A 26,804-nucleotide genomic window follows, 5' to 3' on the forward strand; every position below is an offset into this window, starting at 1 on the left:
ATCGTGGCGCGCCGGCAGGCCGCGGACTCGACGTCGCGTGCCGGGTGCTCGTCGTCCAGCGCCGGACCCCGGGTCCGGCCGCGCCTTCCGCGGGGGCGCGCCGCGTGGCAGCCTCCCCCTCGGACCGTCGTCCGCCTGGTCAGGACCGGTGCCGCGCGGGCGCGCGCGGCCGACCGTCAGCGAGGCCCCATGCCGACATCGACGACCGCCCGCTCCACCGGGGTCCGGTCCTGGCGGGAGCTGCTCGGCGAGCACTTCGTGGACCTCGACGTCTCCCCCGCCACCGACGGCCTCCTCGCCGGCGAGGTGGCCAGCCGGGCGGTGGGGTCGCTGCAGCTGTCCCGGGTGCGGTCGGTGGACCAGCTGGCCAGCCGCACGGCGGGGCTGGCGCGGTCCGACCCCCGGCACTTCGTGCAGGTCGGGCTCCTCGAGCAGGGCGCGGCGCGGCTGCAGCAGGACGGGCGCGACTGCCGGCTGGACCCCGGTGACTACGCCGTCTACGTGACCGGCCGCCCGTTCTCCTGGGAGCTGCGGGCCGCGCCGGGCCGGTCGTCCTGGTCGCTGCTCGTGCTCACGTGGTGCCGGCCCGACCCGGCGGCGCCCGCGCACGAGCTCACCGCCCGCCGGATGGACGGCCGGACGGGCTTCACCGGCGTGCTGGGCCGCATGCTCACCGACCTGGTGCACAGCGACGACGCCGGAGGGGCCGACCCCGGGGACCGGCTCGCCGGGGAGCTGCTCGAGCTGGTCACGACCGCCGCCGGCGCCGGGGCGGTCCCGTCCGGGACGGCCCGCTCGGACCGTGACCTGCTGGCAGCGGTGCGGGCGCACGTGGAGGAGCACCTGGCCGACCCCGGACTGGACCCCCGGTCGATCGCGGCCGCCCACTTCGTCTCGGTGCGCCAGCTGCACCGGCTGTTCGCCGGCGAGGAGGACACCGTGGCCCGCTACGTCCGGCGCCGTCGCCTGGAGCGGGCGCGGGAGGAGCTGGCCCGCAGCGGTGCGCGGGAGCTGTCGCTCGGCGCCGTCGCGCACCGCTGCGGGTTCGCCGACCCGTCGGTGTTCGGCCGGGCCTTCCGGGCCGCCTACGGCGTGACGCCGTCGGCCTACCGGGCGCTGAGCCGGGGCGGCTGACCGGTCAGCCGCGGACCGCGGCCAGCACGCGGGCCGCGGCTTCGGCCACCGGGACCTCCTCGCGCTCGCCGGTGGCCCGGTCGCGCAGCTCCACCACGCCACCGGCCAGGCCGCGGCCGACGGTGACGATCGTCGGCATCCCGAGCAGCTCGGCGTCCTTGAACTTCACACCCGGCGACACCTTGGGGCGGTCGTCGAGGAGCACGGTGAGCCCCGCCCCCACCAGCTGGCCGGCCAGCGCCTCGGCGGCCTCGAACACCGCGGCGTCCTTGCCGGTGGCCACCACGTGCACGTCGGCCGGCGCGATCTCCCGCGGCCACACCAGCCCGAGCTCGTCGTGCGTGGACTCGGCGATCGCCGCCACGGCGCGGGAGACCCCGATGCCGTAGGAGCCCATCGTCACCGTGACCAGCTTGCCGTTCTCGTCGAGCACCTCCAGGCCCAGGGCGGCGGCGTACTTGCGGCCGAGCTGGAAGATGTGGCCGATCTCCACGCCGCGGGCCAGCTCCAGCGGCCCGGAGCCGTCGGGCGCGGGGTCCCCGGGCAGCACCTCCGCGGCCTCGACCACGCCGTCCCAGGTGAAGTCGCGGCCGGCGACGAGGTCGAACACGTGCTTGCCGGCCTCGTTGGCGCCGGTGATCCAGCGGGTGCCCGTCACGACGCGCGGGTCGACGAGGTAGCGGATGCCCGACGGGCTGTCGGCCCCCAGCACCTGCGGGCCGATGTAGCCCTTGACCAGCTCCGGGTGCCGGTCGAACTCGGTGAACGGCTCCACCTCGGCCGGGGCGACCTGCGCCTCCAGGCGCTTGGCGTCGACCTCCCGGTCACCGGGGATGCCGATGACCAGCGGCTCGCGCGTGCCGTCGGGGTGCACCAGGGTGACGACGACGTTCTTCAGCGTCGAGGCGGCCGTGTACCCGGCGTCCGGGAACAGCTGCTGCGCCACCGCCACCAGCGTCTCGATGGTCGGGGTGTCCGGGGTGTCCTCGACGTGCGCCGCCGGCAGGCCGTCCAGCGGGACCTCGTCGGGGACGACGGTGGAGACCGCCTCCACGTTCGCGGCGTAGCCACCGGCCGAGCGGACGAAGGTGTCCTCGCCGATCTCGGTCGGGTGGAGGAACTCCTCGCTCTTCGAGCCGCCCATCGCGCCCGACATGGCCGAGACGATGACGTACTCCAGGCCCAGCCGGTCGAAGATCCTGATGTAGGCGTCGCGGTGCGCGGCGTAGGACTTGTCCAGGCCGGCGTCGTCGACGTCGAAGGAGTAGCTGTCCTTCATCGTGAACTCGCGGCCGCGCAGCAGGCCCGCCCGGGGCCGCGCCTCGTCCCGGTACTTGGTCTGGATCTGGTACAGCGACAGCGGGAGGTCCTTGTAGGACGAGTACAGGTCCTTCACCAGGAGCGTGAACATCTCCTCGTGCGTGGGGCCGAGCAGGTGGTCGACGCCGCGACGGTCGGTCAGCCGGAACAGGTTGTCGCCGTACTCGGTCCAGCGGCCGGTCGCCTCGTAGGGCTCGCGCGGCAGCAGCGCCGGGAAGTGCACCTCCTGCGCGCCCATCGCGTCCATCTCCTCGCGGACGACGCGCTCGACGTTGCGGAAGACCCGGTAGCCCAGCGGCAGCCAGGTGAAGCCACCGGGAGCCGCGCGCCGGATGTAGCCGGCCCGCACCAGCAGGCGGTGGCTCGGCACCTCCGCGTCGGCCGGGTCGTCACGCAGGGTCCGCAGGAACAGGGTCGACATCCGCAGCAGCACGACCACATTGTCGGCCTACCGGCCGACACCGCGACCACGTGCCCTCCCGCAGCGCCGCGGAGCCCCCACCGCCCGTTCCTGCTCGGGGAGCCTCCGGCCCCCGCTCCCAGGAACCCACACCGCGACCACGGCCCTCCCGCAGCGCCGCTGAGCCCTCCCCGTGGACCCGCGAGGTCCTGCCCTCCCGCGCCGCGCAGCGCGTCGTGCTGCGGACCGACGAGCCGCCGGGCCCGGCCCGCAGTGGCCGGACCCGGCGGAGCTGACGGGTCCCGTGGTGTCAGTCGTCGCTGCCGCGACCGCGACCGCGGTCGTCACCGGGGCCGTCGTCGGACCCGTGGCCACCGCCGACGCGGCCGTCGGAGTCGTCCACCGCCACACCGGGAGAGCCCGGAGCGGGGACCCCGGGGGTGACCGACGCCCGCGACGACGAGCTGGAGTCCTCCCGCTCGTTGTCGTCGGAGCGCACGCCCTCGTCGAAGAACGACGGGGAGCCGTCGGTGCAGGCGACGTGCACCTCCACCTTCTGGGTCGGGCTCTCGAACTCGACCTCCCCGCCGGCGTCCTGGTCGTCCAGCCACCAGCCCACCGCCGGTGCCGCGGCCACCTGCAGCACGCCGCCGTCGCACGAGGCGTAGATGGTGCCGCCGACGGTGGCGTACTCCCCGGACGCCGGCGCCGCGACGGGCGGCTCCGGCGTGGGGACGGTCGTGGTGGGGTCCGCCGCGCTCGGCAGCGACGGGGTGGCCGCCGTCGACCCGGTGGCGGCGGCCGGCTGGGTGAGCGGCGTCCGGTCGGCGTCCACGAAGGAGACGGCGAGGAATCCCAGTCCGACGGCCGCAGCCGCCGACGCGGTCCAGAGGGCTCCGAAGGCCACGGTTCGCTTCATGGCGCGGACTCTGTCGCCGGGACGGTTAAGGCCACCTCAAGAGCGTGACAAGGGCAGGGACCGATCTCATCCCCCTGGGTGGGGGGCCGTCGCGACCGGCCGGATCGGCGCTAGCGTCCCGGCGTGGCCCAGCTCCTGGTCGTGGAGGACGACGAGCGGATCCGCACCGCCCTGATCCGGGCGCTGCGAGAGCGCGGGCACGCCGTCACCTCGGCCGGCACCGCGCTCACGGGCCTGCAGCTGGCGGTCGAGGAGCGGCCGGACCTCGTCGTCCTCGACCTCGGCCTGCCCGACCTCGACGGCGGTGAGCTGCTGCGCATGCTGCGCGCGGTGTCGGCGGTCCCGGTCATCGTCGCCACCGCCCGGGACGACGACGGCAGCGTGGTGGCCGCCCTGGACGCGGGCGCCGACGACTACGTGGTCAAGCCGTTCTCCGCGGGCCAGCTCGAGGCCCGCATCCGCGCGGTGCTGCGCCGGGCCTCCGGCGCCGAGGGCGGGCCGGAGCCGGTGACCGTCGGCGACCTCACCGTCGACCCGCGCAGCCGCCGGGTCACCCACGCCGGGGTACCGGTCGACCTCTCGCCCAAGGAGTTCGACCTGCTCGCCTACCTGGCCGCCCGCCCCGGCACGGTGGTGTCCAAGCGGGAGCTGCTCACCGAGGTGTGGCAGCTGCCCTACGGCGGGTCGGACAAGACCGTCGACGTCCACCTGTCGTGGCTGCGCCGCAAGCTCGGCGAGTCCGCCGCCGAGCCCCGGCTGCTGCAGACCGTCCGGGGCGTGGGCGTCCGGCTGGCCGAGCCCGAACGGTGAGGCGCCGGATCACCCTGCTGGTGGCGGCGACCACGTCGGTCGTGCTGCTGGCGTTCCTCCTGCCCGCGGCGTACCTGGTGGCCCAGGTGGCGGAGTCGCGCGCCCTCGACGCGGCCCAGGTGCAGCTGCAGTTCCTCGTGCCCACCGTGGGCCTCGACGAGCTCGAGGACGTGACCGCCGTCGTCGGCGCCTCCGACGGGCGCACCGTGACGGTGCGCTGGACCGACGGCCGGTGGCTGGGCGGGCAGGGGGTGCTCGGCGCCGACGCCGCCCCGGCCGGCGCGGAGCAGCGCGGGACCGACGACGGGGTGCACCTGTTGCAGCCGGTCCGGCGGGGCGACACCGGGACGGCGGTCATCGACGTGTTCGTCCCCGAGGAGCAGCTGCGCGCGGGCGTGGGCCGCACGTGGGGGGTCCTCGCCGGGCTGGGGATCGTGCTGCTCGTGCTCGCCCTCCTGGTCGCCGACCTGCTGGCCCGCTCGCTCACCCGCCCCGTCACCGACCTGGCGACGACGGCGCACCGGCTGGGCAGCGGAGACCTGTCGGCCCGCGTGACCCCGGCCGGGCCGGACGAGGTGCGGGAGGTGGGCCTCGCGGTGAACCGGCTGGCCGGCCGGATCGGCGAGCTGCTGGCCGCGGAGCGGGAGGCCGCCGCCGACCTCGCGCACCGGCTGCGCACCCCCCTCACCGCGCTGCGGCTGGACGTCGAGGCCCTGCCACCCGCCGACCGCGACCGGCTCGCCGGCGACGTCGACGCGCTGACCCGCGGGATCGACGAGGTGATCTCCGAGGCCCGGCGCCCGGTGCGGGAGGGGCTCGGCGCCGGGTGCGACGCGGTCGCCGTCGTGGGCGAGCGGGCGCGGTTCTGGTCGGTGCTCGCCGAGGAGGAGGCCCGCGCGCTCACCGTGGCGCTCCCGGAGGAGCCCCTGCCCGTGCGGGTGGCGCCCGCGGACCTCGGTGCCGCCGTCGACGCGCTGCTCGGCAACGTCTTCGCGCACACCCCCGACGGCACCGGCCTGCGGGTCGCCGTCCGCCCGCGGGACGGCGGCGGCGCGGAGGTGACGGTCGCCGACGACGGCCCGGGCCTGCCGGTGTCCGCGGTCGCGCGGGGGCACAGCGGCGCGGGCTCCACCGGGCTCGGGCTGGACATCGCCCGCCGGACCGCCGAGGGCTCGGGCGGCACGATGCGGGTGAGCTCCTCCCCCGCCGGCACGACGGTCACCCTCGACCTGGGCCCGCCCCCCGCGTGATCCGCCGGCCGGTCGCCCGGCCCGCTCAGACCAGGCGCCCGCGGAGGACCGTCAGCTGCGGGCGGGCGAGGGTGTCGAGGTCGGCCCGCGGGTCGGTCTCGTACACGACCAGGTCGGCCGGGACGCCCTCCTCGATGCAGGGCAGCCCCAGCCAGTCGCGTGCCGCCCACGACGCGGCGGCCAGCGCCGCCTCCGGCGGGAGCCCGGCCGCTGCCAGCGCGCGGACCTCGTCGGCGATCCGGCCGTGCGCGATGCCGCCCCCGGCGTCGGTGCCGGCGAACACCGGCACGCCGGCCTCGAACGCCGCGCGCACGACCGCGCCCGAGGACGCGTACAGGCGCCGGATCGTGCTCGCGTACGCGGGGAACCGGGCCTCGCCCGCGCTGGCGAACTGGGGGAAGTTCTCGACGTTGACCAGCGTCGGGACGACGGCGGTGCCGCGGGCGGCCATCTCCCCGATGAGCTCCTCGGTCAGCCCGGTGCCGTGCTCGATGCAGTCGATGCCGGCCCGGATGAGGTCGGGCAGCGCGTCGGTGCCGAAGGTGTGCGCGGTGACCCGCGCGCCCTCCTCGTGAGCCGCGGTGATCGCGGCGGCGACGGCGTCGGCGGGCCACTCGGGGGCGAGGTCGCCGATCCCGCGGTCGATCCAGTCGCCGACCAGCTTCACCCAGCCGTCGCCGCGGCGGGCCTGCACGCGCACCGCGGCGGCGAGGTCGTCCGGCGCGAGCTCGACCGCCAGGCCGGGGATGTAACGGCGCGGTGCGGCCAGGTGCCGGCCGGCGCGGACGATGTGCGGCAGGTCGGGCTCGCCGTCCAGGACCCGGGTGTCGACCGGGGAGCCGCAGTCGCGCAACGCCAGCACGCCCGCGGCCCGCTCGGCCAGTGCCTGCTCCCGCAGGCCGGCGAGGTCCTCGACGGGCACCCCGCCGGGACCGATGCCGACGTGGCAGTGCGCGTCGACCAGCCCCGGCACCAGCCAGCCGCCGCGGCTGACCGTCTCGGCGCCGGGCACCGGCTCGGAGGTGATCCGGCCGTCGCGGACCCACAGGTCGCGGTGCTCCCCCTCCGGGAGCACCACCCCCGAGAGGTGCAGCGCCGGCGAGCTCATCGAGCCGGTGTCACCGCCGCTCGTCCCCGGGCTTGTCGAAGTTCAGCTTGGTGAGGTCGGGCAGGCCCTGGCCGTTGGCCAGGCCGGGCGGCAGCGACGGCATCCCGCCGGGGAACCCACCCGGCAGGCCGCCGGGCAGGCCGGCACCGGGCGGCAGGCCCGGCGCGCCCGCGGGCCGGCGGGCCGGACCGCCCTTCCCCTTGCCCTTGCCCTTCTTGCCCTTGCCCCGGGTCTGGGCCTGCATCTGCCGCCCGCGGGCCTTCTTCGACATGGGACCCATGCCGGGCAGGCCCATGCTGCCGGCCATCTGTCCCATCATCTTCTGGGCCTGGGCGAAGCGCTCCAGCAGCTGGTTGACCTCGGTGACGGTGACGCCCGAGCCGTTGGCGATGCGCACCCGTCGCGAGGCGTTGATGATCTTGGAGTTGACCCGCTCCTCGGGCGTCATCGAGCGGATGATCGCCGCGGTGCGGTCCAGGTCGCGGTCGTCGACCTGCTTGAGCTGCTCCTTCATCGCCCCGGCGCCGGGCAGCATGCCCAGCAGGTTGGCGATCGGGCCCATCTTGCGGATGGCCATCATCTGCTCGAGGAAGTCCTCGAGGGTGAAGCCCTCCCGCGAGGCGAGCTTGCCGGCCATCCGCTCGGCCTGCTCGGCGTCGAAGGCCTGCTCGGCCTGCTCGATGAGGGTCAGCACGTCGCCCATGCCGAGGATGCGCGAGGCCATCCGCTCGGGGTGGAAGACGTCGAAGTCGGTGAGCTTCTCGCCGGTGGAGGCGAACATGATCGGCTGGCCGGTGACGTACCGGACCGACAGCGCCGCACCACCGCGGGCGTCACCGTCGAGCTTGGTCAGGACGACGCCGCTGAAGCCCACGCCGTCGCGGAACGCCTCGGCCGTGGTGACGGCGTCCTGACCGATCATCGCGTCGACGACGAACAGCGTCTCGTCCGGCTGGACGGCGTCGCGGATGCCGGCGGCCTGCGCCATGAGCTCCGCGTCGATGCCCAGCCGGCCGGCGGTGTCGACGACGACGACGTCGTGCATGGTGCGGCGGGCGTGCTCGACGGAGTCCGCCGCCACCCGGATCGGGTCGCCGATGCCGTTGCCGGGCTCGGGCGCGAAGACGTCCACCCCGGCCTGGCCGGCGACGATCGACAGCTGGTTGACCGCGTTGGGCCGCTGCAGGTCGGCGGCGACCAGCAGCGGGGTGTGGCCCTGGGACTTCAGCCAGCGGCCGAGCTTGCCGGCCAGCGTGGTCTTACCGGAGCCCTGCAGACCGGCCAGCATGATGACCGTCGGCGACTGCTTGGCGAAGCGCAGCCGCCGGGTCTCCCCGCCGAGGATCTGGATGAGCTCCTCGTTGACGATCTTGATGACCTGCTGCGCCGGGTTGAGCGCCTGGGAGACGTCGGCGCCGCGCGCCCGCTCCTTGACGGCGTTGATGAACGCCCGCACGACCGGCAGGGCGACATCGGCCTCCAGCAGCGCGATGCGGATCTCGCGCGCGGTCGCGTCGATGTCGGCATCGGTGAGCCGACCCTTGCCGCGCAGGCCGCTGAAGACCTTGTCCAGGCGGTCGGAGAGGGTCTCGAACACAGCACGTCCTCGGGTACGTCGCGGGCGCGGCCGGCCGGTCGGACCGACCGGCTGCTCGGCTCCGGCACCTGGGGGACCCCGGCACCGTCGCGCCACCTCCGGACCAGCCTAACGAGCGCCGCGCGCGGAACGGTGGCGCGCGCGGCGGCCGGCCCTCGGGACGGCCCGTCCCGGGCCCGGTCGCGAGCTCGCGGGGGTGGGGAGGACGGGCCCCCGCTCAGGCCGCCCGGGCGGCGGACGCGGCCACGACGGCGGCACCGGAGCCGGAGACCACCGCGGCCCCGCAGTCGGCGCAGGCCCACTCCGGGCACTCCCCGCCGTCCTCGGTGTGGCCGTCGACGCACGGTGGCTGCACGAACTCCCGGTCGTCGCCGCAGGCCGGGCAGCGCCACACGCGCCCCTCGGCCGTCGCGATCTCGAAGGACCGGTGGTCCATGAGCTGGCTCCCTCCCCGTCGGTGGGACCGTTCCGTCCCACTCGCCCGCGACGGTGGCACGGGGTACCGACAGAACCGCGGACCTCAGCCCGGCGTGTCCCCGCGGTCCGGCACCGGGTCGGCCACCCGACCGCGGACGGCGGCGGTGAGGGCGGCCTCCACGCGGGTCCGCTGCCCGTCGTCGATCGGCACCCCCGACGGGTTGCTGACGTAGAAGTGGTCGGCCGCGTCGGCGCCGAGGGTCTCGATCCGGGCCGACGTCACGTCCAGCCCCTCGCCGGCGAGGGCCGCGGTGAGCCGGTAGAGCAGGCCGGCCCGGTCGCCGGCCCGCACCTCGACGATGCCGGTGGCGTCCCCGGTCACCTCGCCGTTGTGCCACGAGATCCGCGGCGGGGCCGACCGCACGCCGTCCTGCCGGTAGTCGGCCTCCCGCTGCCGCAGCCGGTCGGCCAGCGGCAGCGTCCCCTCCAGGGCCGCGCGCACGGCGTCGGCCAGGATCGAGGGCACCGGCACCCGCCCGAACCGCGGCCGGACGGCGAACACGGCGGTGGCCCGACCGTCGACGACGTTGACCTTCGCCGCGCGCACGTCGAGCTGGTTGAGCGCCAGCACCCCGGCCAGGGAGCTGAACAGACCGGGCCGGTCGGGGGCGCCGATGGTGACCTGCTGGCCGTCGGCGACGTCCTCCACCCCCACGGTGACGCCGGCCGCACCCCCGGGCAGGTCCACCGGGGCCGAGCTCACCTGGGGCTCGACCGGGTGCAGCACGGGCTCCTGCTCCCGCGGCGGGGTGCCGCTGAGCCGCCCCTGCACGCGGGCGACGAGCGCCGCGACGAGGTGGGCCTTCCAGGGGCTCCACGCCGAGGAGCTGGTCGCGGCGCCGTCGGCCTGCGCCAGGGCGTGCAGCAGCTGCAGCAGCGCGGGGTCGGAGCCGATCGTCGCCGCCACCCGGTCGATGGTCGAGGGGTCGTCGATGTCGCGGCGGGTGGCGGTGTCGGGCAGGAGCAGGTGGTGGCGCACCATCGCGGCCAGCGTGGCGACGTCGGCGTCGGCGAAGCCCATCCGGGTGGCCACCGCCGCCGCGATCGGCTCCCCGACGACGCTGTGGTCACCGGGCCAGCCCTTGCCGATGTCGTGCAGCAGCGCACCGACGAGCAGCAGGTCGGGGCGGTCGACGTCGTGGGTCAGCTCCGCGGCCGCCGCGGCGGCCTCCACCAGGTGCCGGTCGACGGTGAACCGGTGCCAGGGGTGACGCTGCGGCAGGGAGCGGACCCGGTCCCACTCCGGCAGGAGCCGCGACAGCAGCCCCTCCTGGTCCAGCTGCTCGAGCACCGGCACCGCCGACCGGCCGCTGGCCAGCAGCCGCAGGAACGACCAGCGCACCTCGGCCGGCCACGGCTCGGGCACCGGCGGGGAGTGCACCGCGAGCACCTTGAGGGTGTAGGGCGACAGGAGCAGGTCGGCCCGGGCCGCGGCGGCGGCACCGCGCAGCACCAGCCCGGGATCGGCGGCGGGACGGGCGTCCCGGGCCAGCACGACCTCGTCGCCCTGCCGGACCACGCCCTCGGCCAGTGGCTCCCGGCGCACCCGCCGGTAGCGGCCGCGGGGACGGCGCACCAGGGCCGCCTCCACCCGCCGCCAGGTCTCGTCGGCGACGAAGGCCAGCCGCCGGCCGGCCAGGCTCACCTCGCGCAGCAGGGCGTCCTCGTCGGACAGCCCGAGGGCCACGGCCACCGGCCGCTGCTCCTGGCGCACCAGGACGTCGGTCGCCCGCCCGGAGCGCCGGCGCAGCTCGTCGCGGACGTCGAGCAGGAAGGCGTAGGCGGCCTCCGCCTCGGCGGTGGGCTCGTCGGCCAGCTGGGCCGCGGCCACCGCGCGCAGCACCTGGCCCTCGCGCAGCCCGCCGTAGGCCTCCTTCAGGTCGGGCTCGAGCAGGAACGCCAGCTCCCCCACCTGCCGGGCGCGGCCGCGGCGCAGGTCGCGCAGCTGCGGGAGCAGCCGGGACGCCGACTGGCGCCAGCTGGCCAGGGTGGCGGTGCGCAGGGCCGCGGCGAGGTCGGCGTCACCGGCGACCAGCCGGGCGTCGAGGAGCCCGAGCCCGGCCTTGACGTCGGTGGAGGCGACCCCGACCGCCTCGGTGACGGTGCGCACGGAGTGGTCCAGCCGCAGGCCGGCGTCCCAGATCGGGTACCAGACGGCGTCGGCCAGGGCGGCGATCTCCGGCCGGCCGTCGTGCACGAGCACGAGGTCGAGGTCCCCGTGCGGCGGGAGCTCGCGCCGGCCCAGGCTGCCGACCGCGACCAGCGCGATCCCCTCGGTGCCCGTCCGGGCCGGCGGCGCCCCCCGCTTCAGGCGCGGGGGCGGCGTGCCGGCGACGGCCTCGTCCAGCAGTCCGGCCAGCCAGGAGTCCAGCTCCTCGCCCCGCCGTGCCCGTGGCAGTGCGGGCAGCGACCCGGTGTCCAGCACGTCTCCCCCTCCGCTCGTTCCTGACCCAGAGACGACGGCGGCCGGGGTGGCGGGCCCTCCCACCACCCCGGCCGGCGCGTCGCGTCGCCCTGCGACTAGAGGGCGTCGGCGCCGCGCTCACCGGTGCGGACCCGGACGATCTCGTCGATCGTCGTCACCCACACCTTCCCGTCGCCGATCTGGCCGGTGGAGGCCGCCTCCACGATGGCGTCGACCACCCGGGCCGCGTCGATCTCGCCGACGACGACCTCGATGCGGACCTTCGGCACGAAGTCCACCTGGTACTCCGCGCCCCGGTAGACCTCGGTGTGGCCCCGCTGGCGGCCGAAGCCCTGGACCTCGCTGACGGTCAGCCCGGCGATGCCGATCAGCTCGAGGGCGTTCTTGACGTCGTCCAGCTTGAACGGCTTGACGATGGCGGTGACGAGCTTCATGCCCGGACCCCTTCCGTGTTACGGGCCTCGGCGCGCGCCTGGCCGGTCAGTGGTGCGGTGGAGCCACCGCCGCTGGTGAGGGAGGTGAAGTCGTACCCGGACTCGGCGTGCACGACCGTGTCGATGCCGGTCACCTCGTCCTCCTCGGTGATGCGGAAGCCCATGGTCTTCTGGATGGCGGTCCCGATGATCCAGGTGACCACGAACGACACGGCCAGGACCACCACGGCCCCGACGACCTGCCGCCACAACTGGTCGACGCCGCCGCCGTAGAAGAGGCCGTCGACACCGGCCGGGGCCTCCGCGGTGGCGAGGAAGCCGACCGCGATGGTGCCCCACAGGCCGCCGACGAGGTGCACGCCGACGACGTCCAGGGAGTCGTCGTAGCCCAGGCGGTACTTCAGCCCCACGGCCAGGGCGCACAGGGCGCCGGCGACCAGGCCCAGGACGATCGCGCCCATCGGCGAGACCGACGAGCAGGCCGGCGTGATGGCGACCAGGCCCGCGACCGCACCGGAGGCGGCGCCCAGCGAGGTGGCGTGCCCGTCCCGCAGCTTCTCGGTGGCCAGCCACCCGAGGATCGCGGCACTGGTGGCGACCAGGGTGTTCACCCAGACGACGGCCGCGGAGTTGTTGGCCGCCAGCGCCGAGCCGGCGTTGAAGCCGAACCAGCCGAACCACAGCAGGCCGGCACCGAGCATGACCAGCGGGAGGTTGTGCGGGCGCATCGCCTCGCGGCCGAAGCCGCGGCGCCTGCCGAGCACCAGCGCCAGCGCCAGGGCCGCGGCACCGGCGTTGATGTGCACCGCCGTGCCGCCGGCGAAGTCGATCGCCAGCAGGTCGTTGGCGATCCAGCCGCCGACGTGGCCCTCGGCGTCGAAGTCGAACACCCAGTGGGCGATCGGGAAGTAGACGACCGTGGCCCAGATGCCGGCGAAGACCATCCAGGCACCGAACTTGGCGCGGTCGGCGATGGCGCCGGAGATGAGGGCCACGGTGAGGATGGCGAACACGGCCTGGAAGCCGACGAAGGCCATCGTGGGCAGCCCGCCGGACTCCGAGGTGAGGTCCTCCATCAGCCCGTTGAGCCCGAGGAACTCGGTCGGGCTGCCCAGCAGGCCACCGCCGACGTCGTTGCCGAAGGCGAGGGAGTAGCCGTAGAGCACCCAGAGGACGCCGATCAGCGCGAGCGCTCCGAAGCTCATCATCATCATGTTGAGCACGCTCTTCGCGCGGACCATGCCGCCGTAGAAGAGGGCCAGGCCTGGGGTCATCAGCAGCACGAGCGCCGCGCTGGTGAGGATCCAGGCGGTGTCGCCGGTGTTGACCACGGCAACCTCCTGAGGTGGGTTCGGGCCGGACGGCCGCGGGTGGCGGGCCGGCGCACCGGGGTGCACCGGGTGGGGCTGCGCTCCCCGACCGGTGTCCCGGCCGGTGGCGACGTGGCGTTCACGGTGCCGTCCACCTGTTTCCGATGAGGACGTGTCGCTGTTTCCGGACGGTGAACTCCGGGCCGCGTGTCCGGCCGGTGTGTTCCAGCCGTGTTGCGGCGGTCCCTGGAGGAGCGGCGGCCCCGGACCGGCGGCCCTTGTTGCGACCCGTGTGCAACTGCGAAGGAGGTGCAATAGGGTCGCGACGGCGCAGGCCCTGCCCGCGCCGACGACCGATCCCGAGGAGGCAGCGTGCACGTTCCCGACGGGTTCCTGGACGCCCCGACGTCCGTGGCCACCGGGGCCGTGGCCGCCGGCATGGTCGCGGTGGCCCTGCGCGGCGCACGCCGCGAGCTCGACGAGCGCACCGCTCCCCTGGCCGGCCTCACGGCCGCCTTCGTCTTCGCGGTGCAGATGATGAACTTCCCCGTCGGCGCCGGCACCAGCGGCCACCTGATCGGCGGCGCGCTCACCGCGGTCCTGGTCGGACCGTGGACGGCGGTGCTCTGCATGACCGTGGTCCTCCTGGTCCAGGCGGTGCTGTTCGCCGACGGCGGGCTCACCGCGCTCGGCACGAACGTCACGCTCATGGGCCTGGTCGCCGTGGGGGTGGGCTACGGCGTCTTCCGGCTGCTGTCGGCCGTGCTGCCGCGCACCCGCACCGGCGTGCTGACCGCGGCCGGCGTGGGCGCCTTCCTCTCGGTGCCCGCCTCCGCGCTGGCCTTCGTCGGCCTGTTCGCCGTCGGCGGCGTCGCCGACGTCCCGCTCGGCACCGTGGCCACCGCCATGGGCGGCATCCACCTGCTCATCGGTCTGGGCGAGGCGGCGATCAGCGTCGCCGTCCTCGGTGCGGTCCTCGCCGTCCGGCCCGACCTCGTGCACGGCGCCGCGGCCCTGCGCCGCCCCGCCGACCTCGCCCGCAGGTCCGCACCGGCCGAGGCCGGCGCCCGATGAGCGCGCCCCGTCGCACCCGCGGCCTCTGGATCGCGGGGTTGCTGGTCGCGCTGCTGGTCGCCGGGGTGGGCAGCTGGTACGCCAGCGGCTCCCCCGACGGGCTGGAGTGGGCCGCGGAGGAGACCGGGTTCTCCCACACCGCCGAGGACAGCGCCGCGGCCGACTCCCCCCTCGCCGACTACGCGGTGGCCGGCGTGGACTCCGAGCGGCTCTCCGGTGGGCTGGCCGGCGTCGTCGGCGTCGCCGCGACCCTGGTGCTGGCCGGCGGCCTCACCCTCCTCGTCCGCCGGCGCGGCCGGGAACCCGCCGGCACCGGCGACTGACGTGGGGGCCGGGCACGGCGGCGCCCTCGGCGCCGCCTACCTCCCCGGGACGAGCCCGGTGCACCGGCTGGAGCCGCACCTGAAGCTCGTCGCCGTCCTCGGCTTCGCCCTCGTCGTGGTCGCCACCCCGGTGCACGCGCCGTGGGCCTGGGCCGCCTACGCCGGCCACCTCGCGCTCGTGCTGGGCGCCGCGGCGCTGGCCGGTCTGGGCCCGCGCCGGCTGGCCCGGGGCCTGGTCGTCGAGGTGCCCTTCCTGCTCTTCGCCCTGCTCCTGCCGGTGGTCGCGCGGGGCCCGCGGGTCGACGTCCTGGGTCTGTCGCTGTCCGAGAGCGGGCTGGTCGCCGCCGGCGGGCTGCTGGCCAAGGCGACCCTCTCGGTGCTCGCCGCCACCGTGCTCGCGGCCACCACCGAACCCCGCGCGCTGGTGCGCGGGCTGGAGCGGCTGCGGCTGCCCTCGGTGCTGGTGCAGATCCTGATGTTCATGTTCCGCTACGCCGACGTCGTCGCTGGGGAGCTGCGCCGCATGCGGGTGGCCCGGGAGTCCCGCGGTTTCCGCGGCCGCCACCTGGGCGCGCTGCGGGTGCTCGGCCCCGCGGCCGGCTCGCTGTTCATCCGCTCCTACGAGCGCGGCGAGCGGGTGCACCTGGCGATGCTGTCGCGCGGCTACACCGGTCGGATGCCCAGCGGTCCCGCCGCCGCGGTGCCGGTGCAGGCCTGGCTGGGCGCCCTCGCCCTGCCGCTGGCCGCGGGCGCCGTCCTGGCGTCTGGTCTCCTCCTGGGGTGAACGCCGCCCCCTCGCCGCCGGACAGCCCCCGGTCCGAGCCCTCCCTGCTCGTCGAGGACCTCGCCTTCGCCTACCCCGACGGGCACCAGGCCCTGTTCGGGGTCGACCTGCGGATCGAGGCCGGTGAGCGCGTGGCGCTGCTCGGGCCCAACGGCGCGGGCAAGACCACCCTGGTGCTGCACCTCAACGGCATCCTGCGCGGCGGCCGCGGATCGGTCACCGTGGCCGGCCTGCCGGTCGACCAGCGCCACCTGCAGGAGATCCGGCGGCGGGTCGGCATCGTCTTCCAGGACCCCGACGACCAGCTGTTCATGCCCACCGTCGGCGAGGACGTCGCCTTCGGTCCCCGCAACCTCGGCCTGCCCGAGGGTGAGGTCGCCGCCCGCGTCGCCGCCGCGCTGGACCAGGTCGGCATGGCCGGCGCCGCCGACCGCCCGCCGCACCACCTGTCCTTCGGGCAACGCCGGCGGGTCGCGGTGGCCACCGTCCTGTCGATGCACCCGGAGGTCCTGGTGCTGGACGAGCCGTCGTCCAACCTCGACCCGGCCGGACGCCGGGAGCTGGCCGAGGTGCTCACGAGCCTGCCGGTGACCATGCTGATGGTCACCCACGACCTGCCCTACGCCCTGCAGCTGTGCCCGCGGTCGGTGGTCCTGGACGGCGGGATCGTGGTCGCCGACGGGCCGACCCGTGAGCTGCTGGCCGACACCGCGCTGCTGGCGCGGCACCGGCTGGAGCTGCCCTACGGGTTCGACCCGGCCAACGTCCCCTGATCAGTCCGCGCCACCCACGAGGGCCTCGGCGAAGGCCTCCGGCTCGAACGGCGCGAGGTCGTCGGCGCCCTCCCCCAGCCCGACCAGCTTCACCGGGATGCCGAGCTCGCGCTGCACCGACACGACGATCCCGCCCTTGGCGGTGCCGTCGAGCTTGGTGAGGACGACGCCGGTGACGTCGACGGCCTCGGTGAACACCCGCGCCTGGACGACGCCGTTCTGGCCGGTCGTCGCGTCGAGGACCAGCAGCACCTCGGTGACCGCCGAGACCTTCTCCACGACCCGCTTGATCTTGCCGAGCTCGTCCATGAGGCCGCCCTTGGTGTGCAGCCGGCCGGCGGTGTCGACGACGACGGTGTCCACCTCGGCCTCCACGCCGGTGCGGACCGCCTCGAAGGCGACCGACGCCGGGTCGGCCCCCTCGCGCCCGCGCACGGTGAGGACGCCGACCCGCTCGCCCCACGTCTCCAGCTGGTCGGCGGCGGCGGCGCGGAAGGTGTCGGCCGCGCCCAGCACCACGCTCTTGCCGTCCCCGACGAGCACGCGGGCGATCTTGCCGACCGTCGTCGTCTTGCCGGCGCCGTTGACGCCCACCACCAGCACCACGCCCGGCCGGCCCTCCCGGCGGTCGACGGCGAGGGTGCGGTCCAGGTCGGGCCCCAGGACGGCGGTGAGCTCCCGGACCAGCAGCTGCCGCAGCTGCGGCCCCGAGGCGGTGGCCAGCACCATCGACTGCGTGCGCAGCCGCTCGACGATCTGCGTGGTGGCCGCGACGCCGACGTCGGCGGCCAGGAGGGTCTCCTCGACCTCCTCCCAGTCGTCCTCGGTGAGCCGCTCGCGGGCCAGCACGGTGAGCAGGCCGCGGCCCAGGGAGGACTGCGACCGGGCCAGCCGGGAGCGCAGCCGCACCAGCCGGCCCGCCGAGGGCGGCGGGGTCTCGAAGACCAGGCCCGGCTCCGGCTCGGCCGGCGGCAGCGGCACCTCCGGCGCCGGCGGTGCCTCCGTCTCCGGGGGCAGCCCGAGGCCACTGGCGGTGGAACCGGTCGGCCGTGGCTCCGCCGTGGGCGCGGGCGGGCGCGGGCGGGTCAGCGTCGTGCCGGCGACGGCATCGTCGTCCAGGCGGGTGGTGCGGCGGCCACGGCCGACGAGCAGGCTGACCCCGAGGACCAGCGCGACGACGAGGATCGCGACCGCGATCAGCACGAACTCCATGTGGTCAGTCTCCCAGCCCGCGTTCGGCCAGGTCTGGGCGGAATCCAGCTCCGTGGGCCACGCTGGTCGGCATGCCGCTGCCCGGCCGGGAGTCCCCGGTCCTCCTGCTCGGACCGCTCCTGCGGCACGTCGACCCCGTCTCGGCCACCGTGTGGGTGGAGACCGACCGGCCGTGCGAGGTGACGGTGCTCGACCGCAGTGCCCGGACCTTCACCGTCGCCGGGCACCACTTCGCCCTCGTCGTCGTCGAGGGGCTGGAACCGGGGAGCGCCACGCCCTACGACGTCCGGCTCGACGGTGACCGGGTGTGGCCGGAGGCCGCCTCGCCGTTCCCCGAGAGCCGCATCCGGACGCCTGGCCGCCCGGGGCCCTTCCGGATCGCGTTCGGGTCCTGCCGCTACGCCACCCCCAGCACCGTCGACGTCAGCGAGGGCATCCCGCCGGACGCGCTGGACACCTACGCCGCCCGGCTCGCCCGGCGGCCGGAGACGGAGTGGCCCGACGCGCTGGTGCTGCTGGGCGACCAGGTCTACGCCGACGAGCTGACCGGGGCGACCCGCCGGTGGCTGGCGCTGCGCCGCGGCGAGCACACGCCGTCCGGGAGCCAGGTCGCGGACTTCGAGGAGTACACCCGCCTCTACGCGGAGTCCTGGAGCGATCCGCAGGTGCGCTGGCTGCTGTCGACGATCCCGTCCTCGATGATCTTCGACGACCACGAGATGATCGACGACTGGAACACCTCGGCCGCCTGGCGGCGCACGGTCACCGGCCAGGAGTGGTGGGAGCACCGGATCAGCGGCGGGCTGGTCAGCTACTGGGTGTACCAGCACCTGGGCAACCTCAGCCCGCAGGAGCTGGCGGAGAACGCGACGTGGCAGGCGGTGCGCGCGCACCCCGACGACGCCGAGCCGGTGCTGCGGGCCATGGCCGACGCCGCCGACAACGACCCGCGGTCGGTCCGGTGGAGCTTCGTGCGGCACTGGGGCGACGCGCGGATGGTCATGATCGACAGCCGCGCGGGGCGGGTCCTCGACGAGCAGCGCCGGCGGATGCTCGACGACGAGGAGTTCGCCTGGGTGGAGGCGGCGCTGCGCCGCGCCGTCGACGAGGGGGTCGAGCACCTCGTCCTCGGGACGTCGCTGCCGTGGCTGCTGCCGCACGCCATCCACGAGCTGGAGCGGTGGAACGAGACGCTCAACGGCCGCCACCTCGGCCGGCCGGTGGGCTGGCTGTCGGAGAGGCTGCGGCAGGCCGCGGACCTGGAGCACTGGGCCGCGTTCGGTGACTCCTTCGAGCGGCTGGGCCGGGCCCTGGTCGCGGTGGCCCGCGGGGAGCACGGCCGGGCGCCGGTGACCGCGCTGGTGCTCTCCGGCGACGTCCACCACGCCTACGCCGCCGAGCTGGTCTCCCCCGGCGGGCTCACCACCCGGGTGCACCAGCTGACCGTCTCGCCGCTGCACAACCAGGCGCCGCACCCGATCAAGGTCGGCTTCCGGATGGGCTGGAGCCGCTGGGCACGCCGGCTGACCACCGGCATGGCGCGGCTGGCCCGCGTGCGCCGCTCGGAGCTGGACTGGGCGAAGGTGGCCGGCCCCTACTTCGGCAACCAGCTGGGCGAGCTGGTCCTCGAGGGCCGCGAGGCGCGCTTCCGGTTGTTCGTCTGCGACCGCTCGCAGGACGGCGGGGACTCCCTGCGCGAGGTCGCCGACCTGCCGCTGTCCGACCCCGTGGCCGCGGAGGTGACAGGCTGAGACGGTGACCGACGCGACCGGGACGAAGCCCGCACCGGGCCCCGACCAGCCGCCCATCCCCGTCCGGCTGGTCACCTTCAACACCCACCACGGGGTCGGCGACGACGGCCGCCACGACCTGCCGCGGCTGGCGAAGGTGCTGGCCGCCGCCGACGCCGACGTCATCTGCCTGCAGGAGGTCGACCGCCACTTCGGCGACCGCAGCGAGGACGTCGACCAGGCGCTGCTGCTGTCGCGGGCCCTGGACATGCAGCTGGCCTGGGGCCCGGCGATCGACGAGCCCCGCCGCGACGAGCGCGAGCGCCGCCAGTACGGCAACGCGCTGCTCTCCCGGCTGCCGATCCTGGTCAGCGACGTCCACCCGCTGCCGGCCAGCGGCGAGCCGCGCAGCGCGCTGCGCACCATGGTGGAGCTGGACGGCGGCACGCTGTGGGTGACGACCACCCACCTGTCCACCCGCACGGCCGGGGAGCGGTCCGCGCAGGCCGCCCGGCTGGCCTCGCTGCACACCGAGCCGATGGCGGCCGGCGTCCTCGTCGGCGACTTCAACACCGCGCCGGACGCGCCGGAGCTGGCGGCGCTGCGCGAGCGGTTCACCGACGCCTGGGAACTCGCCCGCGACCGCGACGACCAGGCGGGCTGGCGGTTCTGGCAGCAGGACGAGGGCCTGACCCACCCCGCGCGGCGGCCGCACCGGCGGATCGACCACGTGTGGGTGACGCCGGGGGTGGCGGTCGCCGGGGCGCGCGTGCTCGACGGCGCCGGGGCCTCGGACCACCTGCCGGTCGTCGTCGACCTCGAGGTCCCCTCCGGCGTGTAGGAGGACCCGTCCTCCCTCAGGCCGGCTCGGCCTCGCGCAGGCGCTGGCTGATGACGCCGGTGATGCCGTCGCCGCGCATGCTCACCCCGTACAGGGCGTCGGCGATCTCCATCGTCCGCTTCTGGTGGGTGATGATGATCAGCTGCGACGTCGACCGCAGCTGCTCGACCAGGGTGAGCAGCCGGCCGAGGTTCACGTCGTCCAGGGCCGCCTCGACCTCGTCGAGCACGTAGAACGGCGAGGGCCGGGCCCGGAAGATCGCGACCAGCAGTGCGACGGCGGTCAGCGAACGCTCGCCACCGGACAGCAGCGACAGCCGCTTGACCTTCTTGCCCGGCGGGCGGGCCTCCACCTCGACGCCGGTGGTGAGCATGTCCTCCGGGTCGGTCAGGGTCAGCCGGCCCGAGCCGCCGGGGAACAGCGTCGCGAACACCTGCTCGAACTCCCGCTGCACGTCGGCGAAGGCCGAGGCGAAGACCGAGTGGATGCGCTCGTCGACCTCGCGGACGACGGTGAGCAGGTCGCGCCGGGTGGCCTTGAGGTCCTCGAGCTGGGTGGCGAGGAAGGAGTGCCGCTCCTCCAGGGCCGCGAACTCCTCCAGCGCGAGCGGGTTGACCTTCCCCAGCGTGGCGAGGTCGCGCTCGGCCCTGGCGGCCCGGCGCTCCTGTGCGGCCCGGTCGTAGGGCTCCGGCTCCGGCTCGGCCTCCCCCGCCGCCTGCGCCGCGGCGACCCGGGCGGGCGTGGGCGGCACGGGCGCGGCGGGGCCGTACTCGGCCAGCAGCGTGGGCAGGTCGACGCCGTACTCCTCGGCGGCGCGGGCCTCCAGCGCCTCGATGCGGTACCGCTGCTCGGTGCGGGCCACCTCGTCGCGGTGCACCTCGTCGGTGAGCCGCTCCAGCTCCGCGGTGGCCGTGCGGACCGCCGTCCGGACCTCGAGCAGCTCGGCCTCCCGCGCGGTGCGCACGCGGGCCAGCTCGTCGCGCTCGGTGGCCGCACGGGCCAGCGACGCGGCCAGGGCGGTCAGCGCCGCCTCCGCGCCGGCGCGCACCCGGGCGGCGACCTGGGCACCCCGCTCCCGGGCGACCCGGGCGGCGGCCGCCCGCTCCCGGGCGGCGCGCTCCTGGCGGGCCTGCCGGCGCAGCGACTCGGCGCGGCCGGACAGCGCCCGGGCCCGCTCCTCGGCGGTGCGCACCGCCAGCCGCGCCTCGGTCTCGGCCTGGCGGGCGGCGGCGGTCTCCAGCCGCAGCCGGTCGCGGACGGCGGGGTCGGGCTCCTCCTCCACCGGCGCGGCCTCCGCCTCCGCCAGCCGCTGCTCCAGGCCGGCCAGGGCGGTCTGCGCCTGCTCCAGGGCCTGCTCGGCGCGGACGCGGGCAGCCGCGGAGCGCTCGGCCTCGGCGGCGGCGGAGCGGGCGGCGGCGCCCAGCTCGGCCAGCTGCGCGGCGGCCGCCGAGCGGGTGCGGTCGGCGGCCTGGCGGGCGGCGAGGGCGGCCTCGACGTCGGCGGAGCGGTCCCGGGCGGTGGAGCGGGCGGCGGCCAGCCGGTCGGCGAGCTCGGCGGCCCGCGCCGCGGCGGCGGTGAGCTCGCGGTCGGCCTCGTCGACCCGGGCGCGCACCTCCAGGCCGGAGGGGGCGTTGGCCGACCCGCCGACCGACCAGTCGGCCCCGACGACGTCGCCGTCGGCGGTGACCGCCCGCACCCGCGGGTGGGTGCGCACGAGGGCGACGGCGTCGTCGAGCCCCTGCACGACCGCGACCCGGTCCAGCGTGCGGGCCAGGGCGGGGCGCAGCTCCTCGGGAGCGGTGACCAGGTCCAGCGCCCAGCGGGCGGCGCCGGCCAGCTCGGGCCAGCCCTCCCGGGGCAGGGGCGGCAGACCGCCGGTGACCAGCAGCCCCGCCCGGCCGCCGTCGACCTCGCGGAGGTGGGCGAGCACGCCCGCGGCGCCGGCGACCCCGTCGACGACCAGCGCGTCGGCCAGGCCGGCCAGCGCCGCGGCCAGCGGCACCTCCGCGCCGGACTCGACGGTGATCCGCTCCGCCACGGGACCGAGGACGCCGGGCAGGCCGGCGGCCAGCGCGGCGGCGGTGCCGTCGGCGGGGGCCAGGCCGAGGGCCAGGGCGTCCCGCCGGGCCTGCCAGGAGGCGCGGTCGCGCTCGGCGGCCCGCTCGGCGGCGGCCAGCTCCGTGACGACGGCGGCCGCGGCGGTGTGTGCGGCGACGGCGTCCTGGTGCGCGGTGACCAGCGCGACGTCGGTGTCCTCCTGGTCGGAGACCTCGTCGCGGCGCTCGGCCAGCCGCTCGGCGGCGACCTCGGCGCGGTCGGCGGCCTCGCCCGCGGCCAGCGCGAGCCGCTCGAGCTCCGACTCCCCCGCCACGACCCGCGAGCGGGCGGCGGCCACCTGACCGGACAGCCGGGCCAGCCCCTCCCGGCGGTCGGCCAGCGCCCGGGCCGCGGCGACCCAGGCCCGCTCGGCCTCGGCGAGCGCGGTCTCGAGCTCCCCGCGGGCGGCGACGGCGGCGGCCAGCCGGCCCCGCTCGGCCTCCAGCCCGGCGGCGAGCTCGGCCTCGGTGGCCGCGACCCGGTCGGCCTCGGCGTCCAGCTGGTCGGGGTCGCGCCCGCCGGCCGCAGCGGGTGGGGCGGCGGAGAGGTGCCGGTGCCGCTCGGCGGCCAGCTGGGCGACACCGCGGAAGCGCTCGGTGAGCGCCGACAACCGGTACCAGGTGTCCTGCGCCCCGCCCAGGAGGGGCGCGTTGGCGGCCAGCTCGGCCTCCAGGGCCGCCTCGCGGGTCGAGGTGCGCGCCAGCTCGGCCTCGACGGCGGTGCGGCGCTGCCGGGCGGCGGTCTCGTCGGCGACGTCCTTCTCCAGGGCGTCACGCAGCTGCACCAGGTCGTCGGCGAGCAGCCGCAGGCGGGCGTCGCGGAGGTCGGCCTGGACCCCGGCGGCGCGGCGGGCCACCTCGGCCTGCCGGCCCAGCGGCTTGAGCTGGCGGCGCAGCTCGGCGGTGAGGTCCCCGAGGCGGTCCAGGTTGGCCTGCATCGCGTCGAGCTTGCGGAGCGCCTTCTCCTTGCGCTTGCGGTGCTTGAGGACGCCGGCGGCCTCCTCCACGAAGGCGCGGCGGTCCTCGGGACGCCCGGACAGGACCGCGTCGAGCTGGCCCTGACCGACGATGACGTGCATCTCCCGGCCGATGCCGGAGTCGCTGAGCAGCTCCTGGACGTCGAGCAGGCGCACCTTGTCGCCGTTGATCTCGTACTCGCTCTCCCCGGAGCGGTACATGCGGCGGGTGATCGAGACCTCGGTGTACTCGATCGGGAGGGCGCCGTCGGCGTTGTCGATCGTGAGCGTCACCTCGGCGCGGCCCAGGGCCGGGCGGCCGGCGGTGCCGGCGAAGATGACGTCCTCCATCTTGCCGCCGCGCAGGCTCTTGGCGCCCTGCTCACCCAGGACCCAGGCGATGGCGTCGACGACGTTGGACTTCCCGGAGCCGTTGGGGCCGACGACGGCGGTGATCCCCGGCTCGAGGCGCAGGGTCGTCGCGGACGCGAAGGACTTGAAGCCCTTCAGCGTCAGGCTCGACAGGTGCACGGTAGAAGGACCCCGTCCCTCTCACCCCTCGCGAGCTCGGGGCGAGCCTCCGGACGGGGCCGGCGGTTCTACGGTTACGCCAGCGCCGGCTCGGCGCGGTCGCCGGCGATGCTCAGCAGCTCGTGGGCGATGGCGGCGTCCCGCTGGGCGCGCAGTTCCTGCAGTTCCTGCTCCAGCCGGCGCACCTTGGCCCGCAGGACGGCGTTCTCCTCGACTACTCGGAGCTCCGCGGACGGGACGACGTGACCGAACAGGGCCTTGGCCATGGTGGATGCGGCCTTTCGACTGCGTGAGTGAGTGACCTGCGCCCCGTACGACGGTCGGCGCGGTTGGTGTGTTCCCAGGGTGACAGGCTCAGACACGCAGGTCAACGTGCACACTGCACCCCGGGGGTGTCGTCCGGGTGTCGCGTTCGTCACGCCGTGGTGAACCCGGTCCCCCCCTGCACCGCGTCGTCCCGGACGTCGACCCGGGACACCTGCCCGGGTGCGTCGGCACCGTCGAGCGCGGCCAGGACGGCGGCCACCGCGTCGTCCTCCCCCTCGAGCACGACCTCGACCCGGCCGTCGGCGAGGTTGGTCGCCGACCCGGCCAGCCCGGCGTCGGCCGCGCGGGTCCGGACGAACCAGCGGTAGCCGACGCCCTGCACGGCGCCGGAGACGAGGGCGACCACCCGGCGGGTCATGTGCGGCGGGACCGGCCGGCCGACGAGCGGGGCCGCGGCTGGCAGTGCGGGCAGCTGTAGCTCGACCGGTTCATGAACGACTCCCGGACGATCGCCGTCCCGCACCGGGGGCAGGGCCGGTCGGCCTGGCCGTAGACGGCGAGGAACCGGGAGAAGTAGCCACTCTGGCCGTTGACGTCGACGTACAGCGAGTCGAACGAGGTGCCGCCCTGGGCCAGGGCCTCCCCCAGCACGTCGCGGACGCCGTCGAGCAGGTCGGCCACCTGGGCACGGGTGAGCCGGTCGGTGGGGCGGTTGCCGTGCAGCCGTGCCCGCCACAGCGCCTCGTCGGCGTAGATGTTGCCGACCCCGCCGATCAGCGTCTGGTCCAGCAGCGCGCGCTTGACCTCGGTGCGCCGGCGGCGCAGGGCGGCGCTGAACGCGTCGGCGTCGAAGGAGTCGTCGAGCGGGTCGATGGCGATGTGCGCCAGGCGCGGCGGCAGCCCGCCGTCCTCCCCGCCCTCCTCGACGGCCAGGCCACCGAAGGTGCGCTGGTCGACGAAGCGCAGCTCACGGCCACCGTCGGTGAACGTGAAGCGGGCCCGCAGGTGGGTCTCGTCCGGCGCGGACGGCTTCTCCACCAGCAGCTGGCCGCTCATGCCCAGGTGGGCGACGAGGGCGCGCCCGGACGGGACGCCGTCGGGCTCGGCGAGCGGCAGCCACAGGTACTTGCCGCGGCGGCGGGCGGCGGTGAGCGTGCGTCCGGTGATGGCGGCGACGAAGTGGGCGGTGCCCTCCAGGTGCCGGCGGACCGCGCGCGGGTGGCGCACCTCGACCGCCGCCACCGTGCGGCCGGCGACCCACTGCTCCAGGCCGCGCCGGACCACCTCGACCTCGGGCAGCTCGGGCACGGCCGTCAGCTCCCGTCGGCGGCCGTGGACGCCGCGGTCTCCGTCTCCGACAGGGTCCGCCAGGCGGTCTCGGCGGCCTCCTGCTCGGCGGCCTTCTTCGTGCGGCCGACGCCCCGGCCGTAGACGGTGCCGGCGAGGACGACGGCGGCGGTGAAGGTCTTGGCGTGGTCGGGCCCCTCGTCCTCGACCAGGTAGGTCGGGGCGCCCAGGCCGATCGCGGCGCCCAGCTCCTGCAGGCTGGTCTTCCAGTCCAGGCCGGCGCCGCGGGTGGCGGCCTGGTCCAGCAGCGGGTCGAACAACCGGTGCACGATCCGCGACGCGGCGTCCAGGCCCAGCCCGACGTGCACCGCCCCGATCAGCGCCTCCAGCGCGTCGGCGAGGATCGAGTCCTTCTCGCGGCCGCCGGTGGTCTCCTCACCGCGGCCCAGCAGCAGGTGCGGCCCCAGCCCGCCGGCACCCAGCCGCCGCGCCACCCCGGCCAGCGAGGTCATGTTGACCACCGAGGCGCGCAGCTTCGCCAGCCGGCCCTCGGGCAGGTCGGGGTGACGGCGGTAGAGCTCGTCGGTGACGACCAGCCCGAGGACCGAGTCGCCGAGGAACTCCAGGCGCTCGTTGGTGGGCAGCCCGCCGTGCTCGTAGGCGTAGGAGCGGTGGGTCAGCGCCAACGCCAGCAGGCCGCCGGGCAGCTCGACGCCGAGGGCGTCGAGGAGCCAGGCGGCCGAGCGCTCGGCGTGGGCGACGCCGGCCGGGGAACGGCCGGCGGTCCCGCCCACCGCGGGCTGGGTGCCGGTGGCCGGGGTCGCCACGGCTGGTCTACCCGAGGATCAGACCGAGAGGACCTGACGGCCCTCGTACTGGCCGCAGTTCGGGCACGCCTGGTGCGGCGGCTTGAGCTCGCCACAGGCCCGGTTGGGGCACGGCGACAGCGTGGGAGCGGACGCCTTCCACTGCGAGCGACGCATGCGGGTGTTGGCGCGGGACATCTTCCGCTTCGGGACGGCCACGGTCAGTTCTCCTCTGGGTTGTCCGGACCGGGGGTGCCCGGTTCGGAAGCGGATCGGTCGGGCTGCGAGGTCCCGAAGCGCTGGGCCAGCCCGGCCCAGCGGGGGTCGAGCACCTCGTGGCTGTGGTCGGCCGGCAGGTCGTCCAGACGCTGCCCGCAGTCGACGCACAGCCCCGCGCAGTCCTCGGTGCAGGTCGGCGCGAGCGGCAGGCTGAGGACGACGAGGTCGCGGACCATCGGCTCGAGGTCGAGCTGCTCGCCCTCCACGCGCCGGACCTCGTCCTCCTCGCTGGTCGCCTCGGTGGTGCTGCCCTCGTAGGCGAACAGCTCCTGGACGTCGAGCTCGAGGGTGTCCTCGATCGGCTCCAGGCAGCGCGCGCACGAGCCGGCGACGGGCACCTCGACCTCCCCCGAGACCAGCACGCCCTCCATCACCGACTCCAGCCGCAGCCGGAGCTGGACCGGGGCGCCCTCGGGGACGCCGATCAGCTCGACCCGCCAGTCGGCGGGCGCGGGCACCGTGCGTTCGAGCTCCTGCAGGGAGCCCGCGCGACGGCCGAGCTCCCGCAGCTCCACGCGCCAGGGGTTGGCGGCAGGACGCCGGGCGTCGGAGGACGCGGCGCCTGAGCGGTGCGGCTGAGCGGCAGACATGTGGGTACTCGCAGTAGGCAGCGGGGAAGGGTGGCCGGCCGGGGTGCGGGACCTCCGGCGGTCGGACCGGT

Annotated in this window: 25 protein-coding genes; 9 read left to right on the forward strand and 16 right to left on the reverse strand. The window is 76.0% G+C overall.

Annotated elements, in window-relative coordinates:
• Positions 1-189 precede the first annotated feature (189 nt).
• Positions 190-1,134: a helix-turn-helix domain-containing protein gene (locus ACI79E_RS17010; protein WP_456933749.1), complete on the forward strand. Its 945-nt coding sequence runs from the start codon at positions 190-192 to the stop codon at positions 1,132-1,134.
• Between the two features lie 4 nt (positions 1,135-1,138).
• Here the strand turns inward: ACI79E_RS17010 and ACI79E_RS17015 are convergent, their stop codons facing one another.
• Together ACI79E_RS17015 and ACI79E_RS17020 are read right to left on the reverse strand one after the other, a co-directional pair.
• Positions 1,139-2,887: a proline--tRNA ligase gene (locus ACI79E_RS17015; RefSeq protein WP_456933750.1), complete on the reverse strand. Its 1,749-nt coding sequence runs from the start codon at positions 2,885-2,887 to the stop codon at positions 1,139-1,141.
• A 277-nt stretch (positions 2,888-3,164) separates the two neighbouring features.
• Complete coding sequence (locus tag ACI79E_RS17020) at positions 3,165-3,773, reverse strand: hypothetical protein (protein ID WP_456933751.1); 609 nt, start codon at positions 3,771-3,773, stop codon at positions 3,165-3,167.
• A gap of 123 nt (positions 3,774-3,896) precedes the next feature.
• Between ACI79E_RS17020 and ACI79E_RS17025 the strand changes: the two genes are divergently transcribed.
• Complete coding sequence (locus ACI79E_RS17025) at positions 3,897-4,583, forward strand: response regulator transcription factor (protein WP_456933752.1); 687 nt, start codon at positions 3,897-3,899, stop codon at positions 4,581-4,583.
• Positions 4,580-5,833, forward strand: a complete 1,254-nt coding sequence (locus tag ACI79E_RS17030; protein ID WP_456933753.1) for a HAMP domain-containing sensor histidine kinase — start codon at positions 4,580-4,582, stop codon at positions 5,831-5,833. Before ACI79E_RS17025 ends, ACI79E_RS17030 begins: the two co-directional genes overlap by 4 nt.
• Before the next feature lie 25 nt (positions 5,834-5,858).
• Here ACI79E_RS17030 and ACI79E_RS17035 read toward each other — a convergent pair whose 3' ends face one another.
• The 6 genes from ACI79E_RS17035 to ACI79E_RS17060 form a co-directional block, all read right to left on the reverse strand.
• Positions 5,859-6,941 (reverse strand): amidohydrolase family protein, encoded by a 1,083-nt coding sequence (locus ACI79E_RS17035; RefSeq protein ID WP_456933754.1) that lies wholly within the window; start codon positions 6,939-6,941, stop codon positions 5,859-5,861.
• Positions 6,942-6,951: 10 nt separating this feature from the next.
• Complete coding sequence (gene ffh, locus ACI79E_RS17040; protein ID WP_456933755.1) at positions 6,952-8,538, reverse strand: signal recognition particle protein; 1,587 nt, start codon at positions 8,536-8,538, stop codon at positions 6,952-6,954.
• Between the two features lie 217 nt (positions 8,539-8,755).
• Positions 8,756-8,974, reverse strand: coding sequence for a hypothetical protein (locus tag ACI79E_RS17045; RefSeq protein ID WP_456933756.1), 219 nt, complete (start codon positions 8,972-8,974; stop codon positions 8,756-8,758).
• 84 nt (positions 8,975-9,058) lie between these two features.
• Positions 9,059-11,440, reverse strand: a complete 2,382-nt coding sequence (locus ACI79E_RS17050) for a [protein-PII] uridylyltransferase (RefSeq protein ID WP_456933757.1) — start codon at positions 11,438-11,440, stop codon at positions 9,059-9,061.
• 95 nt (positions 11,441-11,535) lie between these two features.
• Entirely contained in the window at positions 11,536-11,874 is a 339-nt protein-coding gene (locus ACI79E_RS17055; RefSeq protein ID WP_097208882.1) for a P-II family nitrogen regulator, read from the reverse strand.
• A complete protein-coding gene (locus ACI79E_RS17060) occupies positions 11,871-13,205 on the reverse strand; it encodes an ammonium transporter (protein WP_456933758.1) in 1,335 nt (444 codons plus the stop codon). Before ACI79E_RS17060 ends, ACI79E_RS17055 begins: the two co-directional genes overlap by 4 nt.
• A 351-nt stretch (positions 13,206-13,556) precedes the next feature.
• Here ACI79E_RS17060 and ACI79E_RS17065 point away from each other — a divergent pair, with 351 nt between their 5' ends.
• The 4 genes from ACI79E_RS17065 to ACI79E_RS17080 are packed head-to-tail and all read left to right on the forward strand — an operon-like array spanning position 13,557 to position 16,138.
• Positions 13,557-14,258, forward strand: a complete 702-nt coding sequence (locus ACI79E_RS17065) for an energy-coupling factor ABC transporter permease (protein WP_456933759.1) — start codon at positions 13,557-13,559, stop codon at positions 14,256-14,258.
• The gene (locus tag ACI79E_RS17070) at positions 14,255-14,581 is read left to right on the forward strand and encodes a PDGLE domain-containing protein (RefSeq protein WP_456933760.1); all 327 of its coding nucleotides are present in this window, start codon (positions 14,255-14,257) and stop codon (positions 14,579-14,581) included. Before ACI79E_RS17065 ends, ACI79E_RS17070 begins: the two co-directional genes overlap by 4 nt.
• 1 nt (position 14,582) lies before the next feature.
• On the forward strand, positions 14,583-15,365 hold the full coding sequence (gene cbiQ / locus ACI79E_RS17075) for a cobalt ECF transporter T component CbiQ (RefSeq protein WP_456933761.1): 783 nt from the start codon (positions 14,583-14,585) through the stop codon (positions 15,363-15,365).
• Positions 15,362-16,138: an energy-coupling factor ABC transporter ATP-binding protein gene (locus ACI79E_RS17080; protein ID WP_456933762.1), complete on the forward strand. Its 777-nt coding sequence runs from the start codon at positions 15,362-15,364 to the stop codon at positions 16,136-16,138. The genes cbiQ and ACI79E_RS17080 overlap by 4 nt, the downstream gene beginning before the upstream one ends.
• Here ACI79E_RS17080 and ftsY read toward each other — a convergent pair whose 3' ends face one another.
• Entirely contained in the window at positions 16,139-17,350 is a 1,212-nt protein-coding gene (gene ftsY / locus ACI79E_RS17085) for a signal recognition particle-docking protein FtsY (RefSeq protein ID WP_456933763.1), read from the reverse strand.
• A gap of 71 nt (positions 17,351-17,421) precedes the next feature.
• On the opposite strand from ftsY, the gene ACI79E_RS17090 reads away from it, so the two are divergent.
• Complete coding sequence (locus ACI79E_RS17090; RefSeq protein ID WP_456933764.1) at positions 17,422-19,101, forward strand: alkaline phosphatase D family protein; 1,680 nt, start codon at positions 17,422-17,424, stop codon at positions 19,099-19,101.
• A gap of 4 nt (positions 19,102-19,105) precedes the next feature.
• Positions 19,106-19,921, forward strand: coding sequence for an endonuclease/exonuclease/phosphatase family protein (locus ACI79E_RS17095; protein WP_456933765.1), 816 nt, complete (start codon positions 19,106-19,108; stop codon positions 19,919-19,921).
• 16 nt (positions 19,922-19,937) lie between these two features.
• Here ACI79E_RS17095 and smc read toward each other — a convergent pair whose 3' ends face one another.
• The 7 genes from smc to ACI79E_RS17130 all read right to left on the reverse strand — a co-directional run bounded on the left by smc (position 19,938) and on the right by ACI79E_RS17130 (position 26,658).
• Positions 19,938-23,504: a chromosome segregation protein SMC gene (smc, locus tag ACI79E_RS17100; protein WP_456933766.1), complete on the reverse strand. Its 3,567-nt coding sequence runs from the start codon at positions 23,502-23,504 to the stop codon at positions 19,938-19,940.
• A 74-nt stretch (positions 23,505-23,578) separates the two neighbouring features.
• Positions 23,579-23,770, reverse strand: a complete 192-nt coding sequence (locus ACI79E_RS17105; protein WP_456933767.1) for a hypothetical protein — start codon at positions 23,768-23,770, stop codon at positions 23,579-23,581.
• Between the two features lie 149 nt (positions 23,771-23,919).
• Entirely contained in the window at positions 23,920-24,189 is a 270-nt protein-coding gene (locus ACI79E_RS17110) for an acylphosphatase (protein WP_456933768.1), read from the reverse strand.
• The gene (mutM, locus tag ACI79E_RS17115; protein WP_456933769.1) at positions 24,186-25,079 is read right to left on the reverse strand and encodes a bifunctional DNA-formamidopyrimidine glycosylase/DNA-(apurinic or apyrimidinic site) lyase; all 894 of its coding nucleotides are present in this window, start codon (positions 25,077-25,079) and stop codon (positions 24,186-24,188) included. Before mutM ends, ACI79E_RS17110 begins: the two co-directional genes overlap by 4 nt.
• A gap of 5 nt (positions 25,080-25,084) precedes the next feature.
• Positions 25,085-25,885 (reverse strand): ribonuclease III, encoded by an 801-nt coding sequence (gene rnc, locus ACI79E_RS17120; RefSeq protein WP_456933770.1) that lies wholly within the window; start codon positions 25,883-25,885, stop codon positions 25,085-25,087.
• An 18-nt stretch (positions 25,886-25,903) separates the two neighbouring features.
• A complete protein-coding gene (gene rpmF / locus ACI79E_RS17125) occupies positions 25,904-26,083 on the reverse strand; it encodes a 50S ribosomal protein L32 (RefSeq protein WP_456922146.1) in 180 nt (59 codons plus the stop codon).
• A gap of 2 nt (positions 26,084-26,085) precedes the next feature.
• Positions 26,086-26,658 carry a YceD family protein gene (locus ACI79E_RS17130; protein ID WP_456933771.1) on the reverse strand — a complete coding sequence of 191 codons (573 nt, stop codon included), beginning with the start codon at positions 26,656-26,658 and terminating at the stop codon, positions 26,086-26,088.
• Positions 26,659-26,804 lie beyond the last annotated feature (146 nt).

It is taken from the genome of Geodermatophilus sp. SYSU D00079, from assembly GCF_054050635.1.